Origin of the sequence: Arthrobacter rhizophilus (assembly GCF_026241105.1) — a bacterium.
GTDB lineage: Bacteria > Actinomycetota > Actinomycetes > Actinomycetales > Micrococcaceae > Arthrobacter.
Genome location: NZ_JAPFFT010000034.1, coordinates 21,097 through 31,823 on the forward strand (window position 1 = coordinate 21,097; position 10,727 = coordinate 31,823).

The following is a 10,727-nucleotide window of genomic DNA, read 5'->3' on the forward strand; positions in this document are numbered from 1 at the left end:
TGGCGGTTTACAGGTGGATGAGTTCCAGGTCGGCGGTGTCCGGGGTTGCCGGGGTGTGTTCGGCCGGTTCGCGGTGGAATTCGCCGTTCTTCATGACTGCGGTGATCTTGGTAATGTCCTGCAGGATAGTGATGTCCTCGAGCGGGTTGCCGTCGACCAGGATGAGGTCGGCGTAGAAGCCGGGCAGGACTTTGCCGAGTTCGTTGGGTTTCTGGAAGAGTTCCCCGCCGAGGGCGGTGGCTGCGATGATGGTTTCCATTTCGGTGTAGCCGAAGAGCTTGACGAAGTGCTCCAGGTCACGGGCGTAGGTGCCGTGGGGGGTCCAGGCGAAGCCGTAGTCCCCGCCGGGCAGGACGCGGATGCCGCGGCGGCGCATTTCCTGCATGCCTTTGATGGCGACCTCGAGTTCGTGGACGTAGCCTGCCTTTTCGGCGTCTTCGTGGGAGTAGCCGAAGGCTTCGGCGTCGTTGATGGTGGCGACGAGCCAGTTGATGGCCGGGGCGACGAAGACCCGGTCTTTGGCGGCTTCGAGCAGGTCCATGCCTTCGTCGTCGATGTAGGAGGCGTGGTAGATCATGTCCACGCCGGTCTTGATCGAGATGATGACGGAGTCGCGGCTGCGAGCGTGGGTGCAGACGCGGACGTGTCGGCGGTGGGCCTCGTCAACGGCGACCTGGAGTTCTTCCTCGGTGATGTAGGTGTCGGTGGCGGCCTGGGTTCCGGTGATTTCCTCGCCGGAGATGCTGAGTTTGATCTGGTCAACGCCCAGGCCGATGGTTTCGCGGACGACCTTGCGCATCTCCTCGACACCGTCGGCGATCTGGGTGATGCCGGGAACGAGTTCGCCGGCGGTGGTGGCGATTTCCTGACCGTTGGCCAGGTAACGGGGCCCCGGGACTTCGCCGGCATTGATGGCATTGCGGACGACGACGTCGAGGCGCTTCTTGGCGCTGGCGGCACCGAAGCACATGGTGTAGCCGTAGTCGATGTAGGTCTTGGCAGACCGCACGGTGTGGAGCAGGTGCTCTTCGACGGGCATCGTGCCCAGCGCGTCGAGGGAACCGTTGTTCCAGGTGAAGTGGGTGTGTGCGTCGCACAGGCCCGACATCAGGGTCTGACCGCGGCCGTCGATGACCTTGACGCCCTCGCGGGGCAGGTTCCCGGACCCGGGACGGACGTCGGTGATGCGCTCATCGACGATGAGTACTTCGCCAGGGAAAGGCTGGGCTCCGGTGCTGTCGAGGATGTTGACGTTGGTGAAGAGGGTTTTCGACATGACTTCGTTGTCCTTATCTTGAGATGGAATGCGGTGGAGGGGTTGCTATGTGGTTTTGCGGATCTGCATGGTGATGGCCTGCTGGCGGCGTGACTGGCAGCCCGGGCCGGCGTTGCTGCACGCGCATGTCTTCTTCGTAGCCGGCGTGCGGGTCGTACTCGTCAGGAAGTCCAGGACGGCGGCGGTGACGAAGTCCGGTGACTCGGGTACTGTCCAGTGCCCGGTTCCGGGTGCGACCAGCAGCTCGGCGCTGCCGAGCTCTGCGGCCATGGCCTCGTTGGAGACCGGGGTGCTGACTTTGTCCTCACTGCCGGTCAGGAGCAGAACCTTGGACTGGATGGCGGTCAGGTCCGGGTTGGTAGCGTCCGCGAGGGCTTCGCAGGCCTGGGCGTAGGCTCCCGGGTCCTGTCCGAGGAGCAGTTCGCGGACAAAGGGCCGGACCAGCGGGTTTCCGATCGCTGCGTGATCGGCAGTGGCTGCGTTGGCGACGGTGTCGGCTACGGCTGCCATGCCGTGCTCCCGGACGAGGGCGGCGCGTGCCCGGGTGGCGTCTTTGGCGGCCTGGGCCTGTTGCCTGACCGGGCCGAGGGCGACGTTCTGGACCAGGTCAGGGCGGGTCGAAGCGAGCTGCTGGACCATGAGGGTTCCCATCGAGTGCCCGACGAGGTGCGCCCGGCCGGAAACGGTCTGGGATTCGACGATGAGGGCCAGTTCGGCTGTCAGGGATTCCAACGTCAGTTCCCCGGCCAGGGGTGAGCGTCCGTGTCCGCTGAAGTCATACCGGGTTACCCGGAACCGTTCAGCCAGCGAGGCGACCAGCGGTTCGAAGAAGCTGGTGGTGCCGCCCAGGCCGTGGACCAGGACCACGTCCGGGCCGACGCCGGCGGTTTCGACAAAGAGCTGTTTTGTCCCCACAGCTGTCAGGCCGGCGGGGATAGTTGTAGTGCTCATCGTCCTTCTCCGATCCGGTTCCGCAGGGTACCGAGTTTGCTGATGCTGATTTCGACGACGTCTCCGGTGGTCAGGAAACGCGGCGGGGTGAAGCCGATGCCCACGCCGACCGGGGTGCCGGTGGCGATGATGTCCCCTGGCTGGAGGGTGATACCGGCACTGATGGTTTCGATGATCGTGGGGACGTCGAAGATCAGATCGGCCGTGGTGGCCTTCTGCCGGGTTTCGCCGTTGACCGTGCAGAGGAGGTCAAGTGGTCCGTCGCCGACCTCGTCGCGGGTGACGGCCCAGGGGCCCATCGGTGCGTGAGTGTCTAGGCTCTTGCCGAGGAACCATTGCTTGTGGTTTTTCTGCAGGTCGCGGGCGGTGACGTCGTTGATTATCGTGTAGCCCCAGACATGCTTGAGCGCATCGGCCTTGTTGATGCCGCGGCCGCCCTTGCCGAGGATGACTCCGAGTTCGGCTTCGTAGTCGAGCTCGGAGGTCACTCCGGTGTGCGGGTCGATGTCCGCGCCGGTACCGATCACTGTGGACGGTGCCTTGGTGAACACCACCGGGTAGTCCGGCTGCGCCGAGGCGCTGGCCGTGGCGTCGTACCCGGAGTTCGCGAATTCCTTCGCGTGCTCGACGTAGTTGCGTCCGACGCAGAAGATGTTGCGGCGGGGGAGCGGGATCGGGGCGAGAAGTTCCACCTCGGCGACGTCGATTGCCGGACCGGACAAGGCTGCGAGCTGCGCCGCCGCCTCGGCCCAGTTCTCGATGAGTGGAAGCAAATCCTGCGCGCCGGGAACGACGGTCACGGTCAAGGCATCTTCGCTGAGGACACCCGACTGCTGGATGCCCTGGTGGCGGAAAGTGATGAGCTTCAAAGTGATCTCCCTTGATCGATTATCGATAATTGATAAGAAAGACGATACATGAGGGTGATTGGCATCACAAGGGCAGGTTTCGAAAACCTAACCTCGGCGACAGCCTGGTACCGCGTAAGGGGGACTACTCCTGGGGCAGGATCGAGTACTCGTGCTGGTGCTCGATGACGAGCTTCGTACAGAGTTCCGGCGTGCCGCTCTCGAAGGCTTCCAGGATCGGGACGTGAGCCTCGGCGGCGTCGTGCAGGTCAACGTGGCCGCGGACGACGGTGGCCATGGTCCGCGCCTCGACGTACAGGGAGTCCCAGATCTCCATCATCAGGCGGTTTCGGGTGGCGGCGATGACCGCGCGATGGAATTCAGTGCTGTACTTGGCGATGCCATGGGGATCGTTCGTTGCCGCGGCCTTCCGCATTCCGACCAGTGCCTGCCGCAGCGGCGACGGGTCCGCGTGCAGTGCCGGGTAAGCAGCCGCGGCGGCGGTTCCCTCCAAGGCGAGGCGGACGAAATACACCTCCGCGAGGTCATCCTGGGAAGCGGACCGGACGAATGTTCCGCGGCGGGGGATGTTTTCGACCAGCCGGGTGGAGGACAGCTCGCGCAGGGCTTCGCGCACCGGGGCCTGGCTGACGCCGAATTCCTTGGCGAGCTGGAGCTCCACGAGTCGCATCCCGGGGGGATAGGTGCCGTCAACAACCCGGTCCACGATGGTCCGCTTGACCTTCTCCGAAAGGCTCTCGTTCTCAAAAGCCGCTGACACCACCATATCCCCAGTCTTCCACACGGATTATGGATACTCGATAATCGTCAGGCGGTCGGAGAGTCATGCCGTTCAACCGGATAATGCGGAATTCTCATTCGAACTTCCGGGAGCAGTTGACGGCCTCGAACATCGTCACGGACGTCACGCGGATTTGAACCGCGAGGCTACTTTCTCACGCATGGCGGCGACGTCGACGTCGCCGGCTGTTTCCTCTGCTAGCACTTTGGCTAGTCGTTTCGGCCAGAGAACCTGAATGCCGCGGGTCGCGAACGCGCCCCCGAACAGGGGCCAGTCGGCTTCGACGAAGCACAGCGCCCCGATGACCGGCACATCCCCGACGAGGTCGTGGACGAGCCCGACCTGTTTGAGCACCCCGTCGACCAGTTTCGTGCGGTCGCGTCGGCCCACGAGGAGCTTCTCGACGCGCGGCCGAAGGATGCCGCCTTCGATCTTCAGCTCGGGTCGGCCCTGGTATCGCTTGGCGTCGATTACCCAGATCCCGTGGCGGGTGATGGCGATGTGGTCGATGTTCGCCTTTGAGCCGGGGATGCTGCGGTCGTGCAGGACCGCGATGCCATCAGCGGACACGGAGTTGAGCCGGGCCCCGAGGCGTTCCTCGCCGATTGCACCCCGATCCCAGGCATTGGTGCTTTGCCGCTCGTCGGAGAGCGCGACGGCGAGACCACCCAATCGGCCCCATTTCTCGCGGAGTCTCGCTTCATCCTTGGCCTTGCGGCGCTCGTATTCTCGTCGCGCCGACGACCCGGCTACTCCGGTCTCGGTGGGCGATGAAGCTTCATCGGGTGGTTCGATTGGTTCGAGGTCCGGGGGCGTAGCCCCGGGGACGCACTCCAGGCAGCGGACGGTCTTCGTTTCGGTTTCGTAGATCGCTTCAGTGCCGGGTGGAAGAGGGGCACCGCACACTCGACATACCCCGGCGTACCGGAGCCGTATCTGCTTCACGAGGACCCGGACTGGACCACCGGAACGGTCCCCTCTGGATTCTCCTTCAGCTCCGCGAGGAGACCGGACACTTTAGTCTTGACCGACGGGAAGACGCACGGCTCGGACATCACGGGTTCAGGTCGGAGATACGTGTAGGCATGGTCCAATTCTCACCCGCAGGGGGGAACATTCCTGGCAGGTACCGCGCGTCCGGGTGGCGGACTTTTTGCAGCGACAAATGTCGCCCTTGGCGCCCGTTGGCCGCCGTCCATCGCGACACGAGATAGCGTCGTTCGCGGCCGATAGGCGTCACACCCGCGTTTCCGAGAAAGCAACTACGCCTCGACGAGAATCACCAAAGTCTCGGGCAGCACGCCGTCATACGCCATGGCCTCGGCCCCTGCCTCGGACTGCATCAGGGCCATGACGGCATCCATGTCGGGAACGTCCATCAGCACCGCCACCTGCGTCGGGTTTTCTGGGTTGACGAACGTCCGGATGTTGGTGACGCCGAGGGGTCCGAAGATCTCTTCGCGTTTCGGTGAGGCAAGCCAATGGTCCTTGTCCTTAACATCGTGGTGGCCGATCACGGTTGGCATAGCGCGTCCTCTCGACGGGGGGCCGGCGGTCCGCAGGCCCGCTGCGCAGAACGGTACTCGTCGTTCCGCATCCAGACAAGGCCTTTCGTGGCCGCACCCCGCTCGGTCTACGGGGTGCCCGCAAGGCCTCACTGAACAGGTCGCCATGGTTTCCTACCGGCACACCTCCCAGGTCTGAACCCACGGCTAATACGGCGTCGAAGTCTCGAACTAATCGAAGATCTGGGCCTAGTACGTCCTTCCCATAGGCTTTCACGCGAGCCACTCCTCAGGAGCAAGTTCTGAGGGAGTTCGTGGCATCAAGGCGTTCATGGAAGGTCACGGTATGCAGCTGTCGTTGTGGAGGATCGCCCTTTGGCCCTCAATAGTGATGGTGCCCGGCTGGTACGAAAAATGCTTCCTGAACCTTCTCCCCATAGATCCATGCCGAGGGGTATTGCCAACCAATCGTGGCCGTCGCACAATCGGCAAGTGAGATTCGATGGTGTGCTCCCCGGGGACGCTCCCAACCCGCGCCTCGAGCATGCCAGGCGTCTGGAACTGATGCCGATCCCCGTCATGGGGCTGGTTCCCCAGCCGTCGCTGGAAGATCCGGACATGGTCGGCATCCAGTACGGGCAGGATTCCCGCGGGTACAGCGAGATGTCGGCGAGCATCTCCTACACGCTGTGGCGCAACCCCGCTGACCGAGCCGACCCGATAAACATGGCCGAGCTCGACGAGCAGACGCGAAGGTCGATTGAAGACGTTCCGCCGTGGCCGCGGCCGGCCTGGCTGGTTGAAGGGCTTGAACGCATGCGATATCCCCAGCTCTGGGAGGCCGTGCGGACCACGTGGCACCGCGATTCTTCCGAACGCTCGTCCCCGGCCCGGGCGCTGGCAGAACACATGAACCACATCCTCATCAATCGCTACCGGCGCGAATGGCTGGGAGGCATTGCCTGGGACCGATACGCCGGGGACGTCAGAAGTCGTCCAGCCAACCGCGGGGTGACCGTATGGATTGACGGTATTCAAGTGCAGGGTGTGGAGATCAACACAGACCCCTTCGTGTACGGGGTTGGAGCGTCCCTCAGACAGGGCGGTGTTGTGACGGCAGTCCTCCCACGCGATGAGCTCGACTACATACGCGTTGAATTCGCGAAACGCCCATAGGCTGTGAGGACATCCACAGTGAGGGGACCAAGGATGAAGCATCCGCGCACTGCGGCCGCGGTAGCCGTGCTGCTCGGGTTGGCCCTCTCCGGGTGCCAGGCGGCAGCCGGGCCGCCGCTCACCCCGGGATCGACCTCATCGGTGCCGAGCCCGTCGTCGGCCGAACTTGCGGCCATCGTCCAGACCGCCGTCGAGGATCGCAACGGAACCGTTCTCGATGCCCCGCCGGCCCCGCGCCTCGCCGACACGCAGACGACGGCGGCGTACCGGGCCAAGCGCGCGCGGGACCTTCCGGTGGTGGCCCGGTCAAAGGCCGGGTTCAAGTCAATGGGCTTCTGGTACACGGACTTTTCGACGAAGATCACGGTGGAATCCGTGGAGGTGACAGGGTGGACGGCAAGCGTCCATTTCAAGGAACTGACCGAAGAACACCAGGCCTCGGCGGCGAACGGGCCAAGCAACGTCCCGTCGGGCTACTCGTTGCCGCAGACCGCGACGTTCCGGGCCTCTGCGGAAGGATGGCAGCTCGACAGCATCGACCCTTCCGAGCATGGGGGTGGTTTGCCGATGTCCATCGTCGAGGGCTGAAACCGGTTCTCGCGAATTCATCGCAGCGTCCAAGCCGTCAGGGTCCTCGAGGATGCAAGCCTGTCCGTTGAAGCGGCCCGTTCGAAGAACGATCATCGAACACGTCGTTGCGCTCTCCTGGTTGGCCGCGGAGGGTGACAAGGTCGCTGACACGGTCAAGAACGCCCATGCCGAGTGGGTCACCCTGACAAAGAAAACATCGAAAACGCCGGGTGGTCCCCTGTTGATCTGGATCATTTCGATGCGGTGATCAAGAGCTCTGCCGGGGGTGACAAGTCGAACGACCACCTGAAGAGGTTCACGCACCAGGCGAAAATGTACACCACAGCTGACACCGTAATCGGCTATCTCGCTGAGACCGGCCAGTCGCACCCGATGTGGGAGTCTGCCGCCTTGTATCTGGACCCGAACACGTGGAGCATCGGGGAGAGCCTCGGGGTGCCGTACGCAACCACCATTCTTAGTCCTCGAGCTATTCGGTGCAGTCACTTTCCTCAGCTCTCTTTTCGACAGCGTCCCCTGGCAGGAGCGTCTCGAAGCTATCTCTAACCGGCTGCGGGTTGCCGCCATACGCACCCGAGTTACTCAGGGCCTCAGCATTCCAGATGCACTCAACTACGTCCCTGGAGTGGACATTCTCTGATGGAAGGCTGAATCCAGCACTTGCGTCCGACGAGCCTGAAGCGGCGGCCTCATGGTCACGCCGGGTCGATGTTGGACGCTTCGAAAGCCAGTCTTGCGATTCCCGCCACGGAATCCTCCCATTCGGGGCACCCTGCCGTTGACTCGGAGCCCAGCGGCGGGGTGGTCAGATCGGCAGTAATGCCCCGTGCCTCGACTTCCTCCACGAGGATGCGAAGCATTGTCTCGGCCATGGCCCGCGGTAGCTCGCCCTTGGTGTCCAGGTACGCCATCGGGCCTCTGGCTGTGAGGTAGACAGGGGAGCAGTAGTTTGCGGTGTATTCCCCGGTGCTTGCCATCTCGGCGGCGGTCAGCTCGTTGCCATTGCCATTGCCATTGCCATCGACACGCATGCACCGTCCTATGGCAACGTGGAGGGCCTCGGCCGCTTTGTCTGTTTCGTCCGAGACGACCAGGAAGAACGGCGAAGGCCCCTCCCAGCCATCGAAAATACCCTCACACCGCTCGCCCTGACTTTCAAAAATATCCGGGTCGACCGTCACGTTTGCCATGCTGTCCTCCTGATGGATGCCACTCGGAGCAGCTCGGCGTGAGCGCCAACGCAGCATGTCGATGCGGACATCGTCTGCGACGGAACGTCGCTGGTCAAGGATCAGGGTGTTGGCAATGCTTGCAGCAAGGATTTCGGCCGTACGTGTCCAAGGCTCCGTCGAGGCTTTCTCCCGTCCACGCAGGCGAACGGAAGTCCGAATACCCCATCACCGCAAGATGGGAGCCCTTCTCGGCCGTTCTGGTCACAGTCTTGGGCTCGCTTGTGGTGCCAAGCGACTTGGAGAAAGCCGTCTTTCCATCTGCCTTCGGGTTGGTTCGCCTTGCCGCTTATGACACCCCAGATATGGTCAGCGGCGGAATGGGATCACGAACGTGTACTCGCCGCCTTCAAAACTCGGCCGTGAAGGCGGCGGCTTTGATGGAAGTCGGTGTTCCGGTTCAATTCGCTTATCGATGGGAATAAGCGGACTGCGTGGATGCTGATGGTTCTGACGCTCTGGAGCGACGGCTTTCGGCATGACTTCTGCACCGATGCGACGGTTGATCTCGTCCTGGGGGTGGCGGCCGGCGACGTCTCGTCGGAAGACAGTGCGGTGATGACCGCCTCGCTTGAGCAATGACCGGTTCTGGCGCGGAACCGGAAGTCCGTGAAGCCGCTTCTTTGGAGCGCGCCCGTGACCCAAGCTTGTCAGCCGGGCCCTGAGCCCTCCTGCCGCCAAGAACTGCCGCGAAAATGCGTTACACGGGGCTGTTTCACATTGGAACAGTGTGTGCCGGGCCGCGCCCCTACTGTGGATTCAGATGCCGTGGCGGCCGTCACATTCGACGGGCCATGTCAGCTCGGGTGCGGGCATTTTGGCCCTAACCCCTCGAGTCTGTTTCAAAGGAGAAACACATGACAAGCACAATCCCAGCGTCACCGCCCGCGATGACGCCCCGCCGTGCCGCCACCGCAGCACTCCTGGGCAGCGCACTTGAGTACTACGATTTTTTTGTCTACGGCGCCGCGGCGGCCCTCGTCTTCAATGTACTGTTCTTTCCGTCCGGGAATCCCGCCGTTGCCTTGATCGCATCGTTCGCCACGTTTGCGGTGGGTTACGTGGCGCGGCCCGTCGGCGCGGCGGTGATGGGTCACTTCGGCGACCGCATCGGCCGGAAACGGGTCATGCTGGCCACGGTTGTCATGATGGGCGTCGCCTCCTTCGCCATCGGCTGCCTTCCCACGTTTGACCAAGTAGGCCTGCTCGCACCGGCCTTGCTGGTGGTCCTGCGCGTGGTCCAGGGCTTCTCCGCGGGTGCCGAATCTGCCGGCGCGTCGACGCTGACCGTTGAGCATTCCCCTTTGGGGAAACGCGGCTTCTTCACCAGCTTCGTGATGGTGGGCTACGCCGTCGGCTGCTCTCTGGCCACCATCGTCTTCCTGCCGGTGGCGCTCCTTCCTGCCGAGTCCCTGTACGGCTGGGGCTGGCGGGTGCCGTTCTGGCTCAGCGCCGTGGTTGTCGTGATCACCTTCTATGTGCGCAGCCACCTCGATGAAACCCCGGTGTTTGCCGAGGCCAAGGAAGAAAGCGCAGTCCGGAAGCTGCCGCTGAGCGACGTGTTCAAGTACCACCGGCGCTCCGTCATTTGTGTGGCCGGAGCTTCCCTGATGGCAGCTATGCAGACCCTGTTCGCCGTCTTCAGCCTGTCCTACGCCACCTCGGTCGGGATTGACCGCAGCGCGATGCTTGGCATTATCTCCGGGGCAATTGCGTTGTCGATCGTCGGCATTCCCGCGGCCGGTTACCTCTCTGACGTCATCGGCCGCAAGCCGACCATGCTGATTTCCGCCGCCGGCTGCACGCTCACGCTCTTCGGGTATCTTTGGGCGATTTCGACGACGGACATCCTGATGATCGCGCTCTTCGCTTTCGTCAATATGACGCTCTTCTTCAGTTGTTACAACGGCGTGTGGACATCCTCCTTCGCCGAGCAGTTCCCGGCAGCCGTTCGGTTCACGGGCATGGCCGTCAGTAACCAGCTGGGCAACCTCCTGGCCGGCTTCGCCCCGATGGTCGCGGCGATGCTCCTGGTCCCCGGCCCGTCGGGCTGGCTGCCGGTTGCCGTCTTCGGCGCAGTAGCTTCCGCGATCGCTGCCGTCGCAGTCTTGGGAATGCGAGAGACCTCAAAAACCCCCACGGAACTGCTTGGCGGTCCGCGTGCTGGGGCCTCCGCGCGCCAACTGCCCTCGGTTCCCTCCGGGTCCAAGCGCCGTGCTGAATCGATCGTGGGGTAGTCCCACCACGACGGCACCAAAAGGGGCCCCCGAGCGGCGGGTTCTCGCGGTCGTTGCAACACCCAGAATTTTGGGAGTTGCAACGACCGTGTCGTCTTTAACGAGAGAAGCT

The 10,727-nt window shown here is 63.3% G+C and carries 11 protein-coding genes; 4 read left to right on the forward strand and 7 right to left on the reverse strand.

What is annotated here, in order from left to right; translation table 11 throughout:
• Positions 1-7 precede the first annotated feature (7 nt).
• The 6 genes from OOZ51_RS19610 to OOZ51_RS19635 all read right to left on the reverse strand — a co-directional run bounded on the left by OOZ51_RS19610 (position 8) and on the right by OOZ51_RS19635 (position 5,403).
• Positions 8-1,276: a metal-dependent hydrolase family protein gene (locus OOZ51_RS19610; RefSeq protein WP_265981453.1), complete on the reverse strand. Its 1,269-nt coding sequence runs from the start codon at positions 1,274-1,276 to the stop codon at positions 8-10.
• Between the two features lie 45 nt (positions 1,277-1,321).
• Positions 1,322-2,227, reverse strand: coding sequence for an alpha/beta fold hydrolase (locus OOZ51_RS19615; RefSeq protein ID WP_265981454.1), 906 nt, complete (start codon positions 2,225-2,227; stop codon positions 1,322-1,324).
• Complete coding sequence (locus OOZ51_RS19620) at positions 2,224-3,096, reverse strand: fumarylacetoacetate hydrolase family protein (protein WP_265981455.1); 873 nt, start codon at positions 3,094-3,096, stop codon at positions 2,224-2,226. Before OOZ51_RS19620 ends, OOZ51_RS19615 begins: the two co-directional genes overlap by 4 nt.
• A 124-nt stretch (positions 3,097-3,220) precedes the next feature.
• Entirely contained in the window at positions 3,221-3,862 is a 642-nt protein-coding gene (locus OOZ51_RS19625; RefSeq protein WP_265981456.1) for a GntR family transcriptional regulator, read from the reverse strand.
• A gap of 138 nt (positions 3,863-4,000) precedes the next feature.
• Positions 4,001-4,783, reverse strand: a complete 783-nt coding sequence (locus tag OOZ51_RS19630) for a nuclease-related domain-containing protein (protein WP_265981457.1) — start codon at positions 4,781-4,783, stop codon at positions 4,001-4,003.
• A 356-nt stretch (positions 4,784-5,139) separates the two neighbouring features.
• Complete coding sequence (locus OOZ51_RS19635) at positions 5,140-5,403, reverse strand: hypothetical protein (protein ID WP_265981458.1); 264 nt, start codon at positions 5,401-5,403, stop codon at positions 5,140-5,142.
• A 471-nt stretch (positions 5,404-5,874) separates the two neighbouring features.
• Here OOZ51_RS19635 and OOZ51_RS19640 point away from each other — a divergent pair, with 471 nt between their 5' ends.
• Positions 5,875-6,558, forward strand: a complete 684-nt coding sequence (locus OOZ51_RS19640; protein ID WP_265981459.1) for a hypothetical protein — start codon at positions 5,875-5,877, stop codon at positions 6,556-6,558.
• Between the two features lie 33 nt (positions 6,559-6,591).
• Complete coding sequence (locus OOZ51_RS19645) at positions 6,592-7,146, forward strand: hypothetical protein (RefSeq protein WP_265981460.1); 555 nt, start codon at positions 6,592-6,594, stop codon at positions 7,144-7,146.
• 698 nt (positions 7,147-7,844) lie between these two features.
• On the opposite strand, the gene OOZ51_RS19650 is transcribed toward OOZ51_RS19645, so the two are convergent.
• A complete protein-coding gene (locus OOZ51_RS19650; protein ID WP_265981461.1) occupies positions 7,845-8,339 on the reverse strand; it encodes a hypothetical protein in 495 nt (164 codons plus the stop codon).
• 483 nt (positions 8,340-8,822) lie between these two features.
• Between OOZ51_RS19650 and OOZ51_RS19655 the strand changes: the two genes are divergently transcribed.
• Together OOZ51_RS19655 and OOZ51_RS19660 are read left to right on the forward strand one after the other, a co-directional pair.
• On the forward strand, positions 8,823-8,960 hold the full coding sequence (locus tag OOZ51_RS19655) for a hypothetical protein (protein WP_265981463.1): 138 nt from the start codon (positions 8,823-8,825) through the stop codon (positions 8,958-8,960).
• A gap of 275 nt (positions 8,961-9,235) precedes the next feature.
• Positions 9,236-10,615 (forward strand): MFS transporter, encoded by a 1,380-nt coding sequence (locus OOZ51_RS19660; protein WP_265981464.1) that lies wholly within the window; start codon positions 9,236-9,238, stop codon positions 10,613-10,615.
• Positions 10,616-10,727: the final 112 nt, after the last annotated feature.

Excerpts from the sequence above, each read along its gene's own strand:
- OOZ51_RS19610 (WP_265981453.1), bottom strand. The coding sequence starts at position 1,276 with ATGTCGAAAACCCTCTTCACCAACGTCAACATCCTCGACAGCACCGGA.
- OOZ51_RS19655 (WP_265981463.1), top strand. The coding sequence starts at position 8,823 with ATGGTTCTGACGCTCTGGAGCGACGGCTTTCGGCATGACTTCTGCACC.
- OOZ51_RS19650 (WP_265981461.1), bottom strand. The coding sequence starts at position 8,339 with ATGGCAAACGTGACGGTCGACCCGGATATTTTTGAAAGTCAGGGCGAG.
- OOZ51_RS19615 (WP_265981454.1), bottom strand. The coding sequence starts at position 2,227 with ATGAGCACTACAACTATCCCCGCCGGCCTGACAGCTGTGGGGACAAAA.
- OOZ51_RS19660 (WP_265981464.1), top strand. The coding sequence starts at position 9,236 with ATGACAAGCACAATCCCAGCGTCACCGCCCGCGATGACGCCCCGCCGT.
- OOZ51_RS19625 (WP_265981456.1), bottom strand. The coding sequence starts at position 3,862 with ATGGTGGTGTCAGCGGCTTTTGAGAACGAGAGCCTTTCGGAGAAGGTC.
- OOZ51_RS19645 (WP_265981460.1), top strand. The coding sequence starts at position 6,592 with ATGAAGCATCCGCGCACTGCGGCCGCGGTAGCCGTGCTGCTCGGGTTG.
- OOZ51_RS19635 (WP_265981458.1), bottom strand. The coding sequence starts at position 5,403 with ATGCCAACCGTGATCGGCCACCACGATGTTAAGGACAAGGACCATTGG.